This window comes from Melissospora conviva (assembly GCF_049523535.1).
GTDB lineage: Bacteria > Actinomycetota > Actinomycetes > Mycobacteriales > Micromonosporaceae > Melissospora > Melissospora conviva.
This window is the reverse complement of record NZ_JBLLDT010000003.1, coordinates 149,062-170,323: the sequence shown is the minus strand read 5'-3', so window position 1 is coordinate 170,323 and position 21,262 is coordinate 149,062. Positions and strand designations below refer to the sequence as shown.

Annotated in this window: 18 protein-coding genes and 1 pseudogene; 7 read left to right on the top strand and 12 right to left on the bottom strand. The window is 70.4% G+C overall.

Going from position 1 to position 21,262, the window contains the following annotated elements; translation table 11 throughout:
- Positions 1-356 precede the first annotated feature (356 nt).
- The gene (locus ACK8GG_RS10230) at positions 357-3,524 is read left to right on the top strand and encodes an FG-GAP-like repeat-containing protein (RefSeq protein ID WP_440356167.1); all 3,168 of its coding nucleotides are present in this window, start codon (positions 357-359) and stop codon (positions 3,522-3,524) included.
- Positions 3,525-3,593: 69 nt separating this feature from the next.
- On the opposite strand, the gene ACK8GG_RS10225 is transcribed toward ACK8GG_RS10230, so the two are convergent.
- Positions 3,594-4,145: a GNAT family N-acetyltransferase gene (locus ACK8GG_RS10225; protein WP_440356166.1), complete on the bottom strand. Its 552-nt coding sequence runs from the start codon at positions 4,143-4,145 to the stop codon at positions 3,594-3,596.
- 51 nt (positions 4,146-4,196) lie between these two features.
- Between ACK8GG_RS10225 and ACK8GG_RS10220 the strand changes: the two genes are divergently transcribed.
- The gene (locus ACK8GG_RS10220; RefSeq protein ID WP_440349976.1) at positions 4,197-5,054 is read left to right on the top strand and encodes a YhjD/YihY/BrkB family envelope integrity protein; all 858 of its coding nucleotides are present in this window, start codon (positions 4,197-4,199) and stop codon (positions 5,052-5,054) included.
- Positions 5,055-5,231: 177 nt separating this feature from the next.
- Here the strand turns inward: ACK8GG_RS10220 and ACK8GG_RS10215 are convergent, their stop codons facing one another.
- On the bottom strand, positions 5,232-6,809 hold the full coding sequence (locus ACK8GG_RS10215; RefSeq protein ID WP_440353459.1) for a Rieske 2Fe-2S domain-containing protein: 1,578 nt from the start codon (positions 6,807-6,809) through the stop codon (positions 5,232-5,234).
- A 215-nt stretch (positions 6,810-7,024) separates the two neighbouring features.
- Here ACK8GG_RS10215 and ACK8GG_RS10210 point away from each other — a divergent pair, with 215 nt between their 5' ends.
- Complete coding sequence (locus ACK8GG_RS10210) at positions 7,025-7,246, top strand: DUF2631 domain-containing protein (protein WP_440349974.1); 222 nt, start codon at positions 7,025-7,027, stop codon at positions 7,244-7,246.
- Positions 7,247-7,329: 83 nt separating this feature from the next.
- Here the strand turns inward: ACK8GG_RS10210 and ACK8GG_RS10205 are convergent, their stop codons facing one another.
- The 8 genes from ACK8GG_RS10205 to ACK8GG_RS10170 form a co-directional block, all read right to left on the bottom strand.
- A complete protein-coding gene (locus ACK8GG_RS10205; RefSeq protein WP_440356165.1) occupies positions 7,330-8,577 on the bottom strand; it encodes a DivIVA domain-containing protein in 1,248 nt (415 codons plus the stop codon).
- 31 nt (positions 8,578-8,608) lie between these two features.
- Complete coding sequence (gene rlmN, locus ACK8GG_RS10200) at positions 8,609-9,748, bottom strand: dual-specificity RNA methyltransferase RlmN (RefSeq protein ID WP_440349972.1); 1,140 nt, start codon at positions 9,746-9,748, stop codon at positions 8,609-8,611.
- A gap of 115 nt (positions 9,749-9,863) precedes the next feature.
- Positions 9,864-11,294, bottom strand: a complete 1,431-nt coding sequence (locus tag ACK8GG_RS10195) for a phosphatidate cytidylyltransferase (RefSeq protein WP_440356164.1) — start codon at positions 11,292-11,294, stop codon at positions 9,864-9,866.
- Between the two features lie 162 nt (positions 11,295-11,456).
- On the bottom strand, positions 11,457-12,014 hold the full coding sequence (frr, locus tag ACK8GG_RS10190; RefSeq protein ID WP_440349970.1) for a ribosome recycling factor: 558 nt from the start codon (positions 12,012-12,014) through the stop codon (positions 11,457-11,459).
- 47 nt (positions 12,015-12,061) lie between these two features.
- The gene (pyrH, locus tag ACK8GG_RS10185; protein WP_440356163.1) at positions 12,062-12,829 is read right to left on the bottom strand and encodes a UMP kinase; all 768 of its coding nucleotides are present in this window, start codon (positions 12,827-12,829) and stop codon (positions 12,062-12,064) included.
- 169 nt (positions 12,830-12,998) lie between these two features.
- A complete protein-coding gene (gene tsf / locus ACK8GG_RS10180) occupies positions 12,999-13,817 on the bottom strand; it encodes a translation elongation factor Ts (RefSeq protein WP_440349968.1) in 819 nt (272 codons plus the stop codon).
- Positions 13,818-13,946: 129 nt separating this feature from the next.
- On the bottom strand, positions 13,947-14,843 hold the full coding sequence (rpsB, locus tag ACK8GG_RS10175) for a 30S ribosomal protein S2 (RefSeq protein WP_440356162.1): 897 nt from the start codon (positions 14,841-14,843) through the stop codon (positions 13,947-13,949).
- 311 nt (positions 14,844-15,154) lie between these two features.
- Positions 15,155-16,285: a hypothetical protein gene (locus ACK8GG_RS10170; RefSeq protein ID WP_440356161.1), complete on the bottom strand. Its 1,131-nt coding sequence runs from the start codon at positions 16,283-16,285 to the stop codon at positions 15,155-15,157.
- 163 nt (positions 16,286-16,448) lie between these two features.
- On the opposite strand from ACK8GG_RS10170, the gene ACK8GG_RS10165 reads away from it, so the two are divergent.
- From ACK8GG_RS10165 to ACK8GG_RS10155, 3 genes are read left to right on the top strand one after another with little or no spacing between them, the layout of a single operon-like run.
- Positions 16,449-16,808, top strand: a complete 360-nt coding sequence (locus ACK8GG_RS10165; RefSeq protein ID WP_440349965.1) for a YraN family protein — start codon at positions 16,449-16,451, stop codon at positions 16,806-16,808.
- A gap of 13 nt (positions 16,809-16,821) precedes the next feature.
- Positions 16,822-18,342, top strand: coding sequence for a YifB family Mg chelatase-like AAA ATPase (locus ACK8GG_RS10160; protein ID WP_440356160.1), 1,521 nt, complete (start codon positions 16,822-16,824; stop codon positions 18,340-18,342).
- Positions 18,339-19,559 (top strand): DNA-processing protein DprA, encoded by a 1,221-nt coding sequence (locus ACK8GG_RS10155; RefSeq protein ID WP_440356159.1) that lies wholly within the window; start codon positions 18,339-18,341, stop codon positions 19,557-19,559. The genes ACK8GG_RS10160 and ACK8GG_RS10155 overlap by 4 nt, the downstream gene beginning before the upstream one ends.
- A gap of 53 nt (positions 19,560-19,612) precedes the next feature.
- On the opposite strand, the gene ACK8GG_RS10150 is transcribed toward ACK8GG_RS10155, so the two are convergent.
- Positions 19,613-19,927, bottom strand: a complete 315-nt coding sequence (locus ACK8GG_RS10150) for a hypothetical protein (protein WP_440356158.1) — start codon at positions 19,925-19,927, stop codon at positions 19,613-19,615.
- Positions 19,928-20,048: 121 nt separating this feature from the next.
- Positions 20,049-20,292: pseudogene (locus ACK8GG_RS10145) on the bottom strand (hypothetical protein); the annotation flags it as partial.
- A 112-nt stretch (positions 20,293-20,404) separates the two neighbouring features.
- Here ACK8GG_RS10145 and ACK8GG_RS10140 point away from each other — a divergent pair.
- The gene (locus ACK8GG_RS10140; RefSeq protein ID WP_440356157.1) at positions 20,405-21,250 is read left to right on the top strand and encodes an alpha/beta fold hydrolase; all 846 of its coding nucleotides are present in this window, start codon (positions 20,405-20,407) and stop codon (positions 21,248-21,250) included.
- Positions 21,251-21,262 lie beyond the last annotated feature (12 nt).

Genomic DNA, 21,262 nt, shown 5'->3' with positions numbered 1-21,262 from the left:
CACTCTGCGTCAATCCGACCTCACGCTCAAGTGAGCCCCCGTCGCACAGCCGGTCCCCAAAGTGATCTGCAACACATTCAAAGTGGGATCGCTCTGCCTAAGCCGGACGAAGTATCCCTATAGGTCAAGATCAACGCCTAGAGATCCAAAGGTGATCACCAATATCTGGGCGACGCGTCCAATTCGGACAGATACATCACGGCGGGCTATGGCGAAAGTAACGAATCGATAACTTTGACGGTCTGGACAACATGCCGCCACGCTGTGCGATCGTGTGCCCGCCTTCTGTCCCGTGGCGCTGCCCGGGCCTTCGGCTGCATCGTCCAGGTCCCCCACCTCCACGGGAGTCATCAGCCGTGACTGTGCCTCGCTTGATCAGCCCGTTCGTGCGCACGCGCGCCAGACTGGCCGGCACCCTCGGTCTCTTGGTGGTCGCTCTCGTGGCGACCCTGGCGCCCTGGTGGTGGCACTCGAGAGTGGACAAGGACCAGCCGGCGGTCCAGGCGGCTCCGGCGGCCGACGTCCCCCGCGACGAAGCCGCGGCCATGGCCGAAGCCATCCGCACCGGCAAGGAGGTCCTCGTCGAGACGGCGACAACCGCCAACTCTCTGACCTGGGCGCTTCCGACCGGCAAGATGCGCACGGCAATCCACGCCACTCCCCAGCGGGCGAAGGACGACTCGGGTCAATGGGCCCAGATCGACACGACGCTGACCCAGGGGGCCCCGGACCCCAGCGGCCTGGGCATCCAGCCGGTCAACCCGCCGTACCCGGTCCGTTTTGCGGCTCCCGCAGCGCAGGGATCCTCGGAAGGGCAGAAGAAGGGCTCAGCACACGCTTTTCGCCTTGTCTCAGCGACGCGGGACGAGTCCGTCGAGACTGTCCTCGCAGAAGCGGACCTTGATGGCCACACCGTCACCTACACGTGGCCGGGCACCCTTCCCACCCCCGTTCTGGACGGACCACGTGCTCTCTATCCCGAGGTCCTCCCCGGAGTAGATCTCCTCCTTGTGGCGCGTCAGGAGGGAGGCTTCGGACAGCTGTTGATCGTGAAGAGCAGCGCGAGCGCGACACTCGAGGCGGTGCGTTCGGTCGCCTACGGACTCCGGTCAAAGACCGCGGTGTTCCGTCACGATCCCGTCACCGCAGGCGTCCAGATCCTCGACCCCGTGACCGGGCAGGAGATCGGCTCTGTTCCCAGCCCCTTCGCCTGGGACTCCTCCGGGATCGATCCCGACAACCCCGGCGCCACTCCTCGGACAGCCGTCGACACGCCGCAGGACGTACTGAAGCTGTCAGGGCTCGCCGGCAGCGAGCCTGGTGCCCGCAATGCTCCGATTCCCACCCGACTCGACGGCGACGGTACGGGTGAAGCCCGTCTCCACCTCAACGCCGGCGCCACCGGCCTGTTGACAGCCGAAGGTGTCCGCTTCCCGGTTTTCCTCGACCCCACGCTCAGAGGGACCACGCTGGCGTGGGCGACCGTTTACAAGCAGCATCCCAACACCAACACCTGGAACGGCACCAACTTCAACTCCGGAACCTCCGATGCCCGGGTAGGTTACGAAACGGAGACCGGGCTGCTGACCCGCTCCTTCTGGCGAATGCCGTTCAGCAAGAAAATCCACCAGTCGGTCGTCAGCAAAGCCACCTTCAGAGTGCTGAACAACCACTCCTGGTCGTGCACGGCGCGGCAGATGGAGCTCTACCGGTACGGCACGATCTCCTCCGGAACCACCTGGAACAAGCAACCGAACCGTGCGGAACTACAGCAGGCGAAAAGCTTCGCCCACGGTTACGGCAGCGCCTGTGCGGACGAGTGGGTGGCATTCAATGTGATAAATGGGGCCAAGAAGCTGGCGGAGGCGTCGACGGCGGCCAGCAACATCACGTTCGGCATGAAGGCCACCAGCGAAGGCGATCACCTCAGCTGGCGCCGATTCGCGGCCACCTCTGCGGAGCTCGAGGTGGAGTACAACACCAAGCCCAACGAGCCGACGAAAGGCACGACGTCTCCCGGTGGCGCATGCGTGGCTTCCCCGGGAACCGTCACGGTGGCCAAGACCAATATCGTGCTGGCAGCCAACGCCACGGACGCAGACGGCAACCTGACGGCTCTCCGGTTCGCCTTCTGGAAAGTCGGCGACGCCCAGCCGAGCGACACCATCGTGACGGCCGACAGCAGCGGCAGGGCGTCCCTGACAATCGCGAGTAGCAGGCTGACAGACAAGGCGTCCTACAACTGGGCCGTGCGCGCCGAGGACACCTCGGGCGCTCTGTCCACCTGGTTCCCCCCAGGATCCGAGCCCTGCCGCATCACCATTGATGCCTCAGCGCCGCCGGCACCGACCGTCTCCAGCACTGTTTTCCTGGAGGCCACTGACGATGGCGCGACCTGGTCAACTGTCAAATACGGCCAGACTGGCCCTGTCACTTTCGAAGCCGAGGAAGCGACCCGGTTCACCTACTCCATGAACGGCCTCCACCCGGTGGACGTTCCCGCAACTTCAGGCACAGCGACAGTCAGTGCACTGAGGCCGCGGCACGCCGGACCCAACACGCTCAATGTCTATGCCTATGACGCGGCCGGAAACCGGAGTCTGCGCACCGACTACACCTTCTATGTGCCGCCCGGAAGCACCGCGGACAAGCCGGGTGACGTCAACGGCGATGAGTGGCCGGACTTGCTACTCGTCAACGCCTCAGGGAACCTGCGCAACTTCGCGGGTGACGAGAACGGCGAAATTTACACGTCCATTACTGCCTCTTACAACAGCAGTCAGTTGAATCCAAAGCACTGGCACAACACGACCACCGGAAGCACCGCGCTCATCACCAAGTACGGCGACGCGTACCCTGGCGACGGGCTCACCGACCTCTTCGTTCGTACCCCGGATGGCAGATTCTGGCTGTACCCTGGCGACGGCTACGGCAGCTTCGACACAGACCAGAGACTTGAGGTCCGCCTGCCGGTCGATGCTCCTGCGCCATCGACCTGGACCCAGATCAAGGCAATTGGCGATATCACGGGCGACGGGCATCCAGATCTCGTTCTACGGGCCGGCATCTCGTACTGGGTTCTCAGCGGCTACACCGGGGCCAGCTTCCAGCAGGCGACGCAGATGAACCACAACGCGTGGGGTCGCCGCGAGATCGTCCACCTCGCGGACATGGACCTTGACGGCACACCTGACCTTCTGTGGCGCCATCTCGACAACGGCAATCTCTACATCCGCCACGGCAAGCCGGGTCCCGTCGCCGGCAGCGTCAACCTCGATTCGCTGAAGGTCGCAGTCGACTCTCGGGACGGCGTCGATGCGCTTTACGGCAGCGGATTCACCGAGGCGGCGGTAAACGCCGTCCTCGGCATGCCGGACGTCAACCGCGACGGGATCCCCGACATCTACTCCCGCTCTGCGACGAACGGCAACATACGCGTTCACTACCCCTCGCAGACCGCGTTGGGGTCGTCGATGCGAACGGTCATCTCGACCGACTGGAGCAGCGTCAAGACCTTCGGCTGACATCGCGCTCGGTTCCATCCCTCGGCGGGCCCGGACACCCTTGTCCGGGCCCGCCGCCGTGTCCGGCACCTAGGAGAAGTCGCGGGCGGTGGCGACAAACGTCTCCAACTCCGTGCCGCCGTACCAGTCGCGGTGCAGGCCGACAGGGGTCATGCCGAGCCGGCGGGCCACCGCCATCGACGCGGTGTTGCCCGGGGCCACCACCGCGAAGATCGCCGCGGTGCCGGCTGCGAACTCCCGGCGCATCGCCGCACCGGCGGCTTCCGTGGCGTACCCCTTGCCCTGGGCGTCGGGGTGCAGGTGCCAGCCGACCTCGATGTCGTCGGTAAGCACCGACTCGTCCGGTCCCGGCAACGGCTTGATCATGACGGTGCCGACCACCAGGCCCGACTCCCGTACCTCGATCGCCCAGAGCCCGTACCGGTCGCCGTACGCCGCGAACCGGTCGTGCCAGCGGCGCAGCATCACGGCCGCCTCCTCCGGCGCGGTCAGCGGCAGCGTCGGCGACTTCAGCCAGCGGTTCGTCTCCGGGCGGCGGTAGATGTCGTACGCCCGCTCCAGGTCACCCGGGGACTCGGTCCATTCCCGCACCACCAGGCGCTCGGTCTCGAAGATCGTCATGACCGGGCAGCCTAATGAGTGACGGCGCGTCCCAGGGGGAATGGGTAGACGGTGACCTCGGGGCTGCGCAGGATCCGCCGGGTGGTGCAGGCCGCCTTCCGGCCGGTGCGCGGCCGTGACCTGTCGCTGCACGCCGCCGCGATCACCTTCTACGGCGCGGTCGCGGTGGCGCCGATCGCGCTGCTCACGATCTGGCTGACGGGGCTGATCGCCGGCCCCGACCGGATCCGCCGGCTCACGGGCCCGGCGGTGGCGAGCATGCCCGACGCGATCGGCGCCGATCGAGTCCTGGCGGCGCTCCTGGAGGGCGGGCTCGGACTCACTCCGCTGCTCGCGCTCGCCTCCCTGCTGCCCGCCTCCCTCTACGGCGAAGGGTTGCGCCGCGCCTTTGTCTCGGTCTCCCACCCGCCCGGCCCGGACGAGCAGCTCATCGGCTGGCGCGGCCGCATCCTGCTGCTGCCGGTGCTCGCCTCCGCGCCCGGGCTGCTGATGGCGGTGCTGATGATGCTGCCGCTGACCACCGGGCTCTTCGACACCGGCGGTTGGAGCGGTCTCGCCGCCGTCGTGCTGTCGTTCCTCGGCCTCTGGCTGGTGCTCAGCCCCGTACTGGTGTGGGTGTTCCGGATCGTCGGCCCGGCGCGGCCCGGCTGGCGGGCGACTGTCCTGGCCGGTTCCTTCACCGCCGCCAACCTCTCCGGGTTCCTGCACGGCTTCGTGCTCTTCTGCGCCCTGCCGTTGGACCTCGGTATCCCCTTCGGTGGCTTCGACGCCATCGGCGGCGTGGTCGCGGTGCTGCTCTGGCTCTTCCTCTTCCACGTCATCGTGCTCGCCGGCTACTCGGCCACCCTGGCGCTGAGCCGCTGGCAGCGCCGCCGCGGCAGCCTGCTCCCCTGGCGTACGGCGCACTGACGCGCCGATCCGGCGAGCGCGCAACCGCGAGAGCACGACACCTACCGAAGCCGCAACCGTGCGAGGCCGCCCGTGGCGCAGGCCGTGGCGCAGGCGGCCAGAACGGCGTACAGCCCCGGTTCCGGTGAGGGAAACCAGGGCCGTACGCGTACCAGGCGCGGTGGGACGCTCAGGGCGTCACTCGGCGGCGGGCACCGGCTCGGGAGCGGGCTCGTCGGCACGGCGGGCGCGGACCTTGTGGCCGACGCTGGTCAGGCAACGGCCGCTGGGCAGGTCGAACTTCCAGCCGTGCAGCTGGCAGGTGAGCTGGTCGCCGTCGACGATGCCGAAGCGCGACAGGTCCGCCTTCAGGTGCGGGCAGCGGCGCTGCACCGTCCAGTCGCCGATGGTGATGTCCTCGGCGTCGGTGCTGCGCTCGTGCTCGTCGTACCAGCCCTCGGCGTACTGCATGCGCTCGCGCGAGAGGCACTTGAAGAAGGCGTAGACGAACTCGTTGTACTGGCCGATGCGGGCCGCGGAGAAGCGGCAGGAGAGGAAGAGGGAGTTGACCCAGTCCACCTCGTCGATGTGCAGCAGGTGCTCGATCAGCGCCCGCTCGGTGCGGAACCGGTAGCGGACCTTCTCGTCGGCGTACGGGCGCACCTGCTTGCCGGGGAAGTCCACCACGATGGACTCGACCGACTCGCCGTCGTAGCCGACCAGGTCGAAGCGGACCGGTCCGCCGACGCCCTTGGCGAGGTAGACCGACTCGTCCAGCAGCGGCTCGATGCGGCGCTTCATCTCGGCGAGCACGTCGATCTCCGGGTGCCGCCAGGACGCCTTCTCCGCCTCGATGATGGGGCGCTTGCGCTCCCGCATCTCCTCCAGGTGGGCGACCTTGTTGGCGAAGAACTCCTCCACCGGAATCGGGTGCGTGGTCACGCAGTCGTCGGCGGTGATCTCCGAGACGCTGCCGGGCAGCAGCACCACGCCGTTGGTCCCGCCGACCTTGGCGTACTCGGCCAGGAAGACCGACTGGTCGGGGAAGATGTTGCCCTCGTCGCCGTGGATGTCGTTGAACTGCCACAGCTCGTCGTCGAGGAAACAGGGCGGGCCGGCGATCGGGAAGACGTTGGAGGCCTTCAGGTCGTCGATGTAGCGCCAGGTGCGGTCGAACTGCCGCTCACGCTTCTGCTTGCCGAAGGCGGTCTTCGCCGCGCCCGGCAGCTCGTAGACCATCGGGTACCAGATGGCGCCGGAGAACTGCAGCATGTGCGCGTGCACGTGCCCCAGTTCGGCGAAGACCGTCAGGTCGGTCGGGCGGGCGTCGTTCTGGTTGAGCAGCCGGATGCCGTCGTGCTCCACCCAGAGCGAGGAGTCGCCGATCGGGCCGTCGGTCGGGCTCGTCAACGCCTGGATCATGATCTTGAGGCCGCCGTCGAGCTCGACGATCTCCTCGTTCTTCGTCCGGATGAAGCTGTTGAAGCCCAGCTCCCGCAGCTCGTCCTCCAGCTCCGAGGTCGGGTACTCCGGCAGCAGCACCGTTGCCTTCTTGGAGATGAACCGCTTCAGGTGCTCCGCGTCGAAGTGGTCCCGGTGCAGGTGGGAGACGTAGAGGTAGTCCACCTTGCCCAGGGACTCCCAGTCGAGCTGGGAGTTGTCCGGGAACGGAAACCAGGAAGCGAAGTAGGCAGGATTGACCCAGGGATCACAGAGAATGCTGCCCGCGGCCGTGTCGATCCGCATGCTGGCATGCCCCGTACCGGTCACTCGCACTGCGCAGTCCCCCTTGAAAAAGGCATCAAGCTGTTCCCCCGGAACGCTACCGGAGGCACATCCCGGCCCCGGCCGCGACGCCGCTACTTGCGCGCGGCCGACATGCCGTACGAGGTCAGCGGGGTGTCACGGACCGGATCGGCCAGACCCTGCGTCACGTGCCGCGAACGGCGTGCCAGACTAGCCAGAGATCCGAACCGAGGGAAGGACCGACAGTGGCGGGAAGCGAGCCGGTTACGTCACCAGACCAGCACAAGCCTGGGCACCGCAAGGCGGGTCAGATCGGCGCGGTCGTCACCGCGCTGGCGATGCTGGCGATGCTCTGCGGCAACCACGAGGGCCGGGTGGAAGACCTCTGGCTGGTCGGCATCGCCGTCACCCTACTGGCGATCGTGGTGGGCGACATCATCCTGCGCCGCAACGGCCTGCGTTCCTGAACCTCGGCACGCCGCAGCGGACACGACAGGGCCCGGTCCCCCTCGGGGGGGGGCCGGGCCCTGTGCTGTCCGTCGTTTCCCGCTCAGCGGCGCTGAAGGATGTCCCGCACCTCTTCGAGGGCGGCATCGACCTCGGCCTCGAAATAGCCGCCGGGGACCAGACCGAAGCGCAGCTCGGTCAGCTCGACCGGGTTGACCGGCAGCGGGCCGCGGCCGGCCATCGCGTCCAGGATCTCCACGAAGAGCCGGTCGACCTGGTCGGGGTCGTAGCCGCTGCCGAAGCGGCGCACCTGGAAGCTGCGACGGATCTGCTCGACCCGGTTCCGGGGGCCGCCGGGCGGGCCGGACATCGGACGCGGGTCGGACGGCGGAGCGCTCACCGGCGGACCGCCCGGAACGCGACGGTCCCGGTCCGGCATCCGCATCTCGGTGGTCGAGTCCGCGCGGCCGTGCCGGCCCGTCTCGAAGCCGTTGAAACGCTCCTCCGGGCCGAACTCCACCGGCGGCGGGCCGGGAACCCGGGCGGAGGGGGGTCCGGGGACACGAGCGGGCGGCGGGCCGGGCATCCGGGCGGGCGGCGGACCAGCCGAGCGGGGGTCGTACCCACGACCGGCGTCCGGGCCGGCGGGGAAACCGCCGGTCGGGTCGTCGTAGCGGCCGTAGCGGTCACCCCCACCGGGCTGTCCGGGCATCGGGCGCGGCGGCAGGCCCCGCTCGTCGCCCAGCCGGTCCGGTCCGGCGCCGAACCGGTCCGGCGGGCCGAGGCGGGCCGGCGGACCCATCCGGTCCGGCGGGCCGAGGCGGTCGGGCGGACCCATCCGGTCCGGGCCGGGAGCGAAACGGTCCGGCGGACCCATCCGGTCGGGCGGGCCCATCCGGTCCGGCCCCGGTGCGAAACGGTCCGGCGGACCCATCCGGTCCGGGCCGGGACCCATCCGGTCCGGGGGACCCATCCGGTCGGGCGGGCTGAGCCGATCCGGACCCGGCGCGAAACGGTCCGGCGAGCCGGGCCAGTCGGCGCCGGGACGCTCGGCCGGGGTCACCCGGGCGGCCGCGCCGCGGGAGCCGGCGGCCGGGCGCTGCCCGCCCTGCTCCTCCAGGTCGGCGAGCTGCTGCTCCACCCGGTCCAGGTGCAGGTCCACCTGGAACTCGTCATAGCCGTTGTACCGGACGCGGAAGGCGACGTCGCGGACCTCCTGCGACTTCACCGGCGCCCCGATCGGCTCACCCGCGATCGTCGCCTCGGCCCGGTCCAGGAAGGCGTCGACCTCTTCGACCTTGTATCCCCGGCGGAGCGCCTTGCGCCGGAAACGCTGACCCTGACTCGCCACTATGTCTCCTGGTTTCGCTCGCTACGCCCGGTCACGCCGGCACTCCGCCCTTGTCGTCCTCTGCGGCGGCCAGCTGTCCACAAGCCCCGTCGATCTCCCGCCCGCGCGTGTCCCGCACGGTCGTCGACACCCCAGCCGCCCTCAACCGTCGTACGAACTCCCGCTCGACCGGCTTGGGGCTGGCATCCCACTTGCTGCCCGGCGTGGGATTGAGCGGGATGAGGTTCACGTGGGCCAGTCGTCCGGCGAGGAGCCGGCCGAGCAGATCCGCACGCCATGGCTGGTCGTTCACATCCCTGATCATTGCGTACTCGATCGAGACACGGCGTCCCGTCCGAGCGGCATAGTTCCACGACGCATCAAGCACCTCGGCGACCTTCCACCGCTGGTTCACCGGCACCAGTTCGTCGCGCAGGTCATCATCGGGCGCGTGCAGGGACAGCGCAAGGGTCACGGAGAGATCCTCCTCGGCCAGACGCCGGATCGCCGGCACCAGACCCACCGTCGAGACGGTGATGTGCCGCTGCGACAGCCCCAGCCCCTCGGGAGCCGGCGCGCAGAGCCGGCGCACGGCGGCGATCACCCGCGCGTAGTTGGCGAGTGGCTCCCCCATGCCCATGAAGACCACGCGTGACAGCCGCGGCGGGGAGCCCGCGACCACCCCGGAGGCGGCGACTCCGGCCAGGTAGACCGCCTGATCGACGATCTCCGCGGTGGAGAGGTTACGGGTCAGCCCGGCCTGTCCGGTCGCGCAGAAGGGGCAGGCCATTCCGCAGCCGGCCTGGCTGGAGATGCAGACGGTCACCCGGTCCGGGTAGCCCATCAGCACGCTCTCCACCAGCGCCCCGTCGTGCAGCCGCCAGAGCGCCTTGCGGGTCGCGCCGTCGTCGCAGGCGAGTTCCCGTACCGGCGTCAGCAACGTCGGCATCAGCTCGCCGGCGAGCCGTTCCCGGGCTGCGGCCGGCAGGTCGGTCATCTGGGCAGGATCGCGGACCAGCCGGCCGAAGTAGTGGTTCGACAGCTGGCGCGCCCGGAACGCCGGCTCCCCCAGGCTGGTGACCAGCTCCTGGCGGCCGGCCAGGTCGAGGTCGGCGAGGTGACGCGGCGGCATCTTGGCCCGGCGCGACGCGGGGGAATCGGGACCGATGGGGATCACGGGAAGACTCGTCATAACTCGTCCAGTGTCCCACGTGCCGAAGTGAGGCGTCCGGTCCGCAAGTGCCCGCCGGACCGGGGCCACACGGGCGGGCTGCCGAAGCCGCACCGCAGGTCCGCCGAAGCCACGCTCAGCCCACCGGCGCCAGCAGGAGCAACAGCAGGTACGCCGTCGGCGCGGCGAAGAGGATCGAGTCGAGCCGGTCCATCACACCCCCGTGCCCCGGGAGCAGATTGCTCATGTCCTTGACCCCGAGGTCCCGCTTGATCAGCGACTCGGCGAGATCGCCGAGGACGGAGACCGCGGCGATCGCCACCCCGAAGAGGGCACCCCACCAGGGTGCGACGTCCAGGCAGAGCCAGAGCAGCAGGGCGCTGCCGAGCGCGCTGGCAGCGACCGAACCGCCCATCCCTTCCCAGGACTTCTTCGGGCTCACCGTCGGGGCCATCGGATGCTTGCCGAACTTCACCCCGGCGGCGTACCCGCCGGTGTCGGAGAGGACCACGGCCGCGAGGGTGACCAGCACCCGCCAGGCACCGTCCGGGGGAACCGCCAGCAGGACGGCGAAGCCGCCCAGGAAAGGCACGTACGTGGCGATCAGGGTGGCTGCGGTGACGTCGCGCTGGTAGCCGGCGGGCCCGTCGCCGAGCCGCCAGATCATCACTCCCAGCACGGTGACCAGCAGGCCGAGGCTGAGGGCGTCCGGCCCGGCGCGCCAGGCCAGTCCCGTCATCAGCACCGTGCCGGCGAGCAGCGGCACCAGCGGGGCCTTCGCGCCGCTGGTGCGGATCGCCCGCTGCAGTTCCCAGCAGCCGACGCCGACCGCGACGGCGACCACGGCCACGAAACCGGGGGTGAAGACGAAGAGGGGCACCAGCGCCGCGGCGACCAGTGCGACGCCGACGCCGATGGCGGCCGGCAGATTGCGCCCGGCCCGGCTGGGCACGGTCGGCGGACGCCCGGGGCCGGCGCGGCGGCGACCGCGGCGCCGCTTGCCGGCCTGCGTCGTCCCGGTCGTGGCACCGCCCAGCGCGTCGGTCTCGACGGCGGCGCCGCTTCGGGTGCCGCTGTCGGTCGCCTCGGTTTCGCCGGAGTGGCTCGTGCTGCCGTACCGGTCGTCGTCGACAACCGCGGCGTCGCCGGTCACGTTGTCGGCGTACGGGTCGTCGTCGGCGTATGCAGCGGTGTCGGCGTACCGGCCGGTGTCGGCGTACCGGTCGTTGTCGGCGTAGGGGGTGGTGCCGGCGTACCGGCCGGTCTCCGGGTACGGGGCGGCGGCATGCCGGTCGTCGTCGGCGTAGCGGTCGGTGTCGGCGTACGGGGCGGCAGCGTGCCGGTCGTCGTCGGCGTAGCGGTCGTCGGTGTACGGGCCGCCGGGGTGCCGTGCGGCGGAGGTGGCGCCGTGGCTGCCACCGGCGCGCGGCGGCGCCGACGGCACGCCACCGGGCGCCGCCGGGGCGGGCGGCGTGACCTGCGCCGGGTCCGGCCAGTACGGGTCGGCCGGCGCGTCCGACGACTGCCGGTTGCCGTAATCAGCGCTGTCGTAGTCGAAGCGGGACATCAGCCCTCGATCGTGCGCACTACGGACCGCACGGGAACACGCAAGATCAAGACCAACCCCTACCCGTGACCGAATGGATGCCGGCTTCCACCGACTACGACGAGAGCCCCGGTACGCGCCGCCGCGTCCGGAGCCCTCGCAAGCCGGACGTCGGGCAGCGCCTCAAACCTCGAGGAGCTCGGTCTCCTTGCGCTTGACCAGATCGTCGATGGCGGAGACGAACTTCTGGGTGAGGTCGTCGAGTTCCTTCTCGGCACGACGGCCCTCGTCCTCGCCGGCCTCGCCGTCCTTGACGATGCGGTCGAGCTCCTCCTTGCCGCGGCGGCGGATGTTGCGGATGGCCACCTTGGCCTCCTCACCCTTGTGCCGAGCGACCTTGATCATGTCCCGGCGCCGCTCCTCGGTCATCTGCGGAAGCAGCAGGCGCAGCTGGTTGCCCTCGTTGTTCGGGTTCGCCCCGAGGTCCGAGTCCCGGATCGCCTTCTCCATCGCCGCGATCTGCGAGTTGTCGTACGGCTTGATGATGACCATGCGCGGCTCGGGGATCCCGATCGACGCCATCTGCGGCAGCGGGGTCGGCGTGCCGTAGTAGTCAATGACGATCTTGGCGAACATGCCGGCGTTGGCGCGCCCGGTGCGGATCGCCCCGAACTCCTCCTTGGCGTGCTCGATCGCCCGCTCCATCTTGTCTTCGGCCTCGAGCAGGGTGTCGTCGATCACCGGTACCCTCGCCTCCTTCTTCGCTTTGTTGTGGAATACCGCGGCGATCAAGCCGTGATCAGGGTGCCGATGCGGTCGCCACCCACAGCCCGGATGATGGTGTCCTCGCCCTGGGCGCCGAAAACCAGCATCGGAAGCCCATTCTCCATGCAGAGGCTGAAAGCGGCCGCGTCCGCTACCCGCAGTTCCCGCCGCAGGGCCTCTGCGAACGTGATCGATTCGATCTTCTTGGCGGTGGCGTCGGTCCGCGGATCCGCGGTGTAGACGCCGTCGACGCCGTTCTTGCTCATCAGCACCACGTCTGCGCGGATCTCCAGCGCCCGCTGCGCGGCGACGGTGTCGGTGGAGAAGTACGGCATGCCGGCGCCGGCGCCGAAGATCACGACGCGGCCCTTCTCGAGGTGCCGGATCGCCCGCAGGGGGATGTACGGCTCGGCGACCTGGGCCATCGTGATCGCGCTCTGCACGCGCGTCTCGATGCCCTCCTTCTCCAGGAAGTCCTGCAGCGCGAGGCAGTTCATCACGGTGCCGAGCATGCCCATGTAGTCGGCGCGGGCACGGTCCATGCCGCGCTTCTGCAGTTCGGCGCCGCGGAAGAAGTTGCCGCCACCGACGACGACGGAGACCTGCACGCCGCGCCGGGAGACGGTCGCGATCTGGCGGGCGATCGCCTGCACCACGTCCGGGTCGACCCCGATGGAACCGCCGCCGAAGACCTCGCCCGAGAGTTTGAGCACCACTCGCCGGGCGCGGCCGGGAGGCGGGGCGGTCGGGTCGTCCTCCGCCAGGCTCCGGTCGCTCACTACCTGCGTCATCCGCACACCTCTTTCGTCGCGACCCGGCCCGGGCGCACCCGCGTCCGGCCTGCCGCTGCCGACCTTATGGGACGAGGAGGCCGCGGTGCCTGTCGCATACACCGGCGGCCTCCTCGTTCGTGTTCTCCATGCGCACCGCGGGCCGCGTACGGCCCGGGCGCGCTACGGGTCAGGCCTGGCCGACCTCGAACCGCAGGAAGGCGGTCACGTCGATGCCGGCCTCGGAGAGGACCTGCTTGACGGACTTCTTGTTGTCCGAGACCGAGGCCTGCTCCAGCAGGACGTAGTCCTTGAAGAAGGAGTTCACCCGGCCCTCGATGATCTTCGGCATGGCCGCCTCGGGCTTGTTCTCCTCGCGGGCGGTCTGCTCGGCGACGCGACGCTCGGACTCGACGGTCTCGGCCGGGACCTCGTCGCGGACGAGGAACTTCGGACGCATCGCGGCGATCTGCATGCCGGTCGCGCGAGCGACCTCGTCGTTGTCGCCGGTGTACTGCACGAGCACGCCGACCGCCGGGGGCAGGTCCGGGCTCTTGCGGTGCATGTAGACGGCGAGCTGGCCGTCGAGCTTGCCGAAGCGGTTCACCACCAGCTTCTCACCGATCTTGGCGGACGCCTCCTGCACGGTGTCGGCGACCGTACGGCCGTCGGCGAGCGTGGAGGCGAGCAGCTCCTCGGCGTTGGTGGCCCCGCTGGCGGCGCCGTGCTCGGCGAGCTGCTGGGCGAGCGCGATGAAGTCCGCGTTCTTGGCCACGAAGTCGGTCTCGCAGTTGATCTCGAGCAGCGCGTTGCCGGCGTGCGCGACCAGGCCGTTGGCGGTGGTGCGACCGGCGCGCTTGCCGACATCCTTGGCGCCCTTGACGCGCAGGATCTCGACGGCCTTGTCGAAGTCACCCTCGGCTTCGGTGAGCGCCTTCTTGCAGTCCATCATGCCGGCGCCGGTGAGGTCGCGGAGCTTCTTGACGTCCGCGGCGGTGAATTGGGACATGGCTCTCTCTTCGATGGTTGAGACTGCGATGGGAATGGTCAGCGCGAGGATCGGCCGGGCCGGCTCAATTCTCGTCTCCACCGGGCCCCGCCGGCCGCTGTCGCGGCCGGCGGAACGCGGCGGTGTGGATCATTCAGCGGCGGCGGGAGCCGACTGCTCGGCGGCCACGGCGGCGGGCTGCTCGGCGGCGGGCTGCTCGGCAACCGGCTGCTCGGCGGCGGCGGGCTGCTCGGCGGCCTTCTTCGGCTCCTCGAGCAGCTCACGCTCCCACTCGGGCAGCGGCTCGTCGGCGCCGACGACACCCGGCTCCGGCTTCTCGCCACCACGGCTGCGGCCCGAGCGGGCGAGCAGGCCGTCGGCGACGGCGGTCGCCACCACGCGGGTCAGCAGCTCGGCGGAGCGGATCGCGTCGTCGTTACCCGGGATCGGGAAGTCGACGTCGTCCGGGTCGCAGTTGGTGTCCAGCACCGCGATCACCGGGATGCCCAGCTTGCGGGCCTCGTCGACGGCGATGTGCTCCTTCTTGGTGTCGACCACCCAGATCGCCGAGGGGAGCTTCTGCATGTCCCGCAGGCCGCCCAGGGTGCGGGTCAGCTTGATCTTCTCGCGGGAGAGCTGCAGCGTCTCCTTCTTGGTGTAGCCGGCCGCGGTGCCGGAGAGGTCACCGAGGGCCTCCAGCTCCTTCATCCGCTGCAGCCGCTTGTACACCGTCTGGAAGTTGGTCAGCATGCCACCGAGCCAGCGGTGGTTGACGTACGGCTGGCCGACCCGGGTCGCCTGCTCGGCGATGGCCTCCTGAGCCTGCTTCTTGGTGCCGACGAAGAGGATCGAGCCCCCCTCGGCGACGGTGCCGCGGACGAACGCGTACGCCTTCTCGATGTAGTCGAGGGTCTGGCGCAGGTCGATGATGTAGATGCCGTTGCGCTCGGTGAAGATGAAGCGCTTCATCTTCGGGTTCCAGCGCCGGGTCTGGTGCCCGAAGTGGACACCGCTTTCCAGCAGCTGACGCATGGTCACGACGGCCATGGGTACTCCTTCAAGATCCCTGGTTTGCAGCCCGGCCGGCGGCCGGGCGTCCTGGTGCCCGGTCGTCGGCCGTTGCGGACCCGACACGAATCGGGACCAGGGAGGCCGCCGCTGCGCGGTGATCTGTGATCACCGTGAAGAGGGCACGCGAGGTCGACCGCACGAGGCGGTCGCCAGTCGCCCAGTGTACGCGCCACCACCGCCGCCACCCAGGCGGGTGGAGCAGGCCCCGCCCGATCGTGCAATACGGGACGGGCGGGGCATCCGGCGGGATCGGTCCGCAGGCGCTATCGACCAGGAGGTGCGACCGGTCAGGCGGCGAGGGCCGCGGCGATGAAGAGCGCCAGCGCCACCGTCAGGTACGCCGTCGGCGGCCGCAGCCAGACCTTGCCCGGCTCGGTCAGCGAGACCGCGCCGGTGCCCAGCCCGTAGAGCCCGGCCGCGAAGATCGGCAGACCCGTGACCAGGAAGACCCCGGAGAGGATGTCGCCCGCCGAAACCGGGTCCCCGGTCATGCCGTGCACCAGCAGCCGCACCGCCGGGATCTCGAAGACGATCACCAGTACGGCGTAGAGGATCGCGATGGTCGGGCGGCGCGTGCGGTAGACGCCGTCACCGGCCGGTCCACCGCCGGCGCCGTAGACGCCGTCGCCGGGGCCCATCGAGGGCGACCCGGCGGCCGGGCCGATCGCGGGGATGATGCCCGTCGGCCCGCCCATGGCGCCCATCGCGTCGAGCGGCGGCTGCGGCGGCATCGGCGCGGCATCGGGCTGCGCCGACACCGGCGAGGCCGGCACGCCCGGCAGCGGGCCCGGCGAGGCCGGCGTCTCGCTGCGCATCGCGCGGGCCGGGTCCACCGGCGGGTAGCCGACCGGCAGGGCGGAAGCCTGCTCCGCGGCGGGCGGGTAGTCGGCGACGGTGCCCGCGGCGGCGCCCGCGCCGGAAGCCGGAGCGGCCGGGACGTACGCCGGGGACTCCTCCTCGGCGGCGCGCCGGGGCCGGCCACTGCCGGCGTACTGCTCGCGCAGGGCGTCACGCTGCAGGCTCGCCAGCTCGCCCCGCTCCAGCGCCCGGTCCGCGCGGCGCGACCGGCCGCCGTAGGGCTCCGCGTCGTACGACTCCGCGCTGAGCGCGTCGCCGGTGGCGTAGCCGGCCTCACCGCGGCGAGTGCGCGGCGCGTCGCTCAGTTCGGCGTACCGGCCCTCGGCGGGGTCGGTGTAGCGGCTCTCGGCGGGTTCGGTGTACCGGCTCTCGGCCGGGTCGGCCGGGTCGGCGTAGCGCCGTCCACCGGAGGTCTCGGCTCGCTGCTCGGGCAGACCTGTCTCGTCGTCGCGGTAGCGGTCGTCGTCCGGCCCGCGCCAGGACGACTCCGGGTAGCCGCGCTCCTCCGCCGCGTACCAGCGAGAATCTTGATCGTCAGGAAAGCTCCGTTGTCCGTCCACGAGTGCACGGTATGTGACGCATGTGCCGCCGCGCCATCCGCGGTGCCGGAGCCTGTAGCACAGACAGCCCTTGATCATCTGTTTGTGCACAGCGCGATTTTTTGTCCACAGCCCGTGACGGCACCGGACAGTGCCAACGCCGTCACCGGCCATCGTCGGCGGCATGACGACGGTGAGACAGGCGCTCGGCGCGTACGGCGAGCGATGTGCGGTACGCCATCTGGTCGAGCACGGGATGCGGGTGGTCGACCGCAACTGGCGCAGCCGCCAGGGTGAGCTGGACATCGTCGCCTGGGACGGCGAAGTGCTCGCCTTCTGCGAGGTCAAGACCCGGCGCTCGGACCGCTTCGGCACGCCAGCCGAGGCGGTGGTGGCGACCAAAGCGGCCCGGCTGCGCCGGTTGGCGGTCGAATGGATACAGAGCACCGGCACCCACGCCGACGAGCTGCGCTTCGACGTCATCTCCGTGCACGCCCCGAGGTCCGGCGCCGCCCGCGTCGAGCACCTCAAGGGCGCCTTCTGAGGACGGGGACGCGATGAGCTACGCCAAGGTCCTCTCCGTGGGGCTGGTCGGGGTCGCCGGCCATCTGGTCGAGGTGGAGGCCGACCTCGCGCCGGGACTGCCCGCGATGGTCCTCTCCGGCCTGCCCGACACCGCCCTGCACGAGGCCCGCGACCGGGTACGCGCCGCAGTCGTCAACTCCGGCCGCAGCTGGCCCAACCGCCGCATCACCGTCAACCTGCTCCCGGCGACGCTGCCCAAGTACGGCTCCGCCTTCGACCTGGCGATCGCCACCGCCGTCCTCGCCGGCGCCGGTGAGCTGCCCCTGGCCGCCCTCGACGGTGTGCTCATCATCGGCGAGCTGGGGCTCGACGGCAGCGTCCGCCCGATCCGCGGCGTGCTGCCGATGGTCGCCGCGGCGGCCCGCGCCGGCATCGACCGGGTCGTGGTGCCGGCCGGCAACGCCGCCGAAGCGGCCGTGATCCCCGGCGTGCGGGTGCGTGCGGTGGACACTCTGCACCGGCTGATCGCCTACGTCCGTGAGGGCACCCCGCTGCTCGACCCCGAACCCGGGCCGCCGCTGGTGGCGGCGCCCGGTCCGGACCTGGCCGACGTCACCGGGCAGCTGCTCGCCCGCCGGGCCCTGGAGGTCACCGCCGCCGGCGCCCACCACCTGGCGCTGCTCGGGCCGCCCGGGGCCGGCAAGACGATGCTCGCCGAGCGGCTGCCGTCGATCCTGCCGGAGCTCGACGACGACGCGGCGCTGGAGGTGAGCGCCCTGCACTCCATCGCCGGGCTGCTGCCGCCGGGCGGGCAGCTCATCCGCCGGCCGCCCTTCCAGGCCCCGCACCACACCGCAAGCGTCGCCTCCCTGGTCGGCGGCGGCAGCGGGCTGGCCCGCCCGGGGGCCCTCTCGCTCGCCCACCGCGGCATCCTCTTCCTCGACGAGAGCCCGGAGTTCAGCAAGGCGTCCCTGGAATCGCTGCGCCAGCCGCTGGAACAGGGCCGGATCCGGCTGACCCGCAGCCACGGCAGCACCGAATACCCCGCGCGGGTGCAGCTGGTCCTCGCCGCCAATCCGTGCCCCTGCGCCAAACCCTCCGGTGACGCGCACTGCGAGTGCACGCCGCTGGCCCGCCGCCGCTACCTGGGCCGGCTCTCCGGGCCGCTGCTGGACCGCATCGACGTGCGGGTGGAGCTGCTGCCGGTGCGGGCGGTGGAGCTGATGGAGACCGCCGGACTGGTCGAGTCCTCCGAGACGGTGGCCGCCCGGGTTCGGGCGGCACGGGCCGCGGCGGCGGCGCGCTGGTCGGCACAGGGCTGGAAGGTCAACGCCGAAGTGCCGGGGACGGTGCTGCGCCGACCGCCCTGGCGGTTGCCCGCGCCGGACACGGCGGCACTGCGCCGACAGCTGGACGACGGAACGATCTCCGCCCGCGGCTTCGACCGGCTGCTGCGGATCGCCTGGTCGGTGGCGGACCTGGACGGACGTGACCGCCCAACTGCCGAGGACGTCGCCGAGGCATTGCAACTGCGGACAGGAGACGCGACATGAGCAGCCACGACGACGACATCCTGGCCCGGGTCGCGCTGATCCGGCTCACCGAGCCCGGCACCCGCTCCGTGCACGACCTGGTCCGCCAGTACGGTGCGGTCGACACCCTTGACCTGCTCCTCGCCGGTGACGCCCCAGAGCGGCGGCTGCGCAAGACGGTGGCGACCCGGCTCGCCGCCGGTGACCCGCGGCGGGCAGCCTGCGAAGCGATGGAGCGGACCCGGCGCCTCGGTGCCCGGATCGTCGTCCCCGGCGACGAGGAGTGGCCTGCGCAGGTCGAGGAGCTGGACCGGCTCACCCTGAGCGGGAGCAGCGACCGCCGCGTCGACCAGGAGACCGCGCCACCGCTCTGCATCTGGGTGCGGGGCGGCCTGCCGCTGCACGAGACGTTGGAGCGGTCCGTCGCGGTGGTCGGCGCCCGCGCCGCCAGCCCGTACGGCGTCCACGTCGCCGGTGGCCTCGGCTATGACCTGGTTGAACGGGACTGGACGGTGGTCTCCGGCGGCGCGTTCGGCATCGACTCCGCCGCCCACCGGGGCGCGCTGAGCGCCGGTGGGCCGACCGTGGCGGTCCTCGCCTGCGGGGTGGACCGCCCCTACCCGGTCGGCAACACCGCGCTCTTCGACCGGATCGCCGACACCGGCCTGCTGATCAGCGAATGGCCACCGGAGTCCGAGCCGCTGCGGCCCCGCTTCCTGATCCGCAACCGGGTCATCGCCGCCGTCACCCGCGGCACCGTTTTGGTGGAGGCGGCGGCCCGCAGCGGCGCGACCCAGACGCTGCGCCGGGCGCTCGGCATCGGCCGCCCGGCGATGGTGGTGCCCGGCCCGGTCACCTCCGCCATGTCGGTGGGCGCCCACGAACTGCTCCGCGAACACCCGGAGGCACGGCTGGTGACCGGGTCCGCCCACGTGATCGAGGAGGTGGGGCGGATCGGTCTCGACCTCGCCCCCGCAGCCCGCGCCCCGCAGCAGCCCCGCGACCTCCTCGACGACGAGGCCACGCTGGTGCTGGAGTCCTTTCCCCGCCGGGGCCTGACCGGCCCGGACGAGCTCGCCGTCCGCGCCGGTGTGGACATTCGCACCACCCTGCGCAAACTCTCCATGCTCACCGAGTTCGGCCTAGTGGCCCGCCGGGACGGCGGCTATCAACTCGCCCGGCTGTCCACGCCAGCCCCTCCTCGCAGGGAGATGCGAGATTCGAACCCCCTCGCCTGAGGCACCGTCGACCCAACGGTCACGCCGGTCAGGGCTGAAGCTTGCTCTGGCCGTCATTGCCAGTCAGTCGCCTTTCGATATGCGTCAAATCCGTCACCATTGGTGTCGTACCAGATGCCAATCCCCCCTTCTTCAGGAGCGATCCAGGAGATGCCCATATCGAATACCTTCGGCAACTCTTCCAGCCCGACCCGGTCACAGGTTTCGTCAGTCGGCACCCCGCGGCAGACGTAGACGACAATCAAGCCATCCTCCGCCAACCGCTCCAGGGATCGCCGGGCGCGATTCCGCGGGGTTACACCCTGCAGATCACTGCCATATTTCCGCGCAAGCGCCTCGGCCTGCCACAGTCCGGTGAAGTCCTCCACACCATCCCACAGGAGTTGCAGTTCAAAAGAGCTGAGCGATTCATTTCCGCAGTCATTCAACGGATGCTGCCCTGCCTTTACATTTCTGGGCGACATACGACCGTGACGGCAACGCCCTCCACCCTGACGCAGACATCAACAGATCGCCGCGTCAAGTTCCTGGCGCCCCTGCCACTCTTGTCGGTCTCGTTCCAGACCGGGTGGTCCCCGGTGGTGAGAACCTCGCCGTCATCCGAACTCAATACTGACCAGTTGGTCTTGGTGAACCCAGAGGTGGGTCACCCCACGTGGGCCTTCTTCAGTCTCCGGGCCGTGGCCAACACCTGGTCCCCGGTCTTTATGTCCTTGATCGGCGCATGGGTGCCGTATGCCATTCGATCTGAGCACACTCGCAGGTGCGAGATGCCCTGGCAGGCCGACGACCGCCGTGGATCAATTCGGCTTGCCGTCCGCGACGCCCGGTGCCATCCTGCGTCGATGACCGCCCCGACCTTCGTCCTCGTCCACGGCGCCGGCAGCAACTCGTTCGGCTGGGCTCCCCTGCAACGCGAGCTGGCGCTGCGCGGGCACCGGTCGCTCGCCGTCGACCTGCCCGGTCACGGCTTCGGCGCGACCTTCCCGGCGGCGTACCAGGTGCCGCAGGACCTCGCAGCGCTGGCGACCGCGCCGAGCGCGATGGCCGGGATCGGGCACGCCGACAACGTGGCACACGTGCTCGAGGTGGTGAAACGGGTCCGCGAGCACGGCCCGGTCATCCTGGTCGGTCACAGCCGCGGCGGGTTCACCCTCACCGGCGTCGGCAACGCCGCCCCGGACCTGGTCGACCGGCTTGTCTACATCTCAGCCTGGTGCTGCGCCGCGGACACCCCGGCCGGCTACCAGAACTCCGCCGAGAACGCGTCGAGCGCCCTGGCCGGCGTCGGCTCCCTGCTGGCGGCGAATCCGATGGAGCTCGGGGCGCTGCGCTTCAACTGGCGTACCGCCGACCCGGCGCTGCTCGCCACCCTGCGGGAGGCCGTCCTGGCGGACGGTACCGACGACGAGTTCCACGGCTACCTCAACACACTGGAGCCGGACGAGACCCTGGACGTCGGCGAGGAGCTGGCCGACGCCGACACCTGGGGCCGGATCCCGCACACCTACATCCGCCTCACCGCGGACCGGTCGATCCCGATCGCGCTCCAGGACCGCTTCATCACCGACGCGGACGCGCTGACCCCCGGCAACCCGTTCGATGTCCACACCCTCGACGTCAGCCACGCTGCGGTGCTGGTGCACCCGAAGGCCACCGCGGAGCTGCTCTCGTCGCTCATCACGGCGTGACCGGTGCGAGAC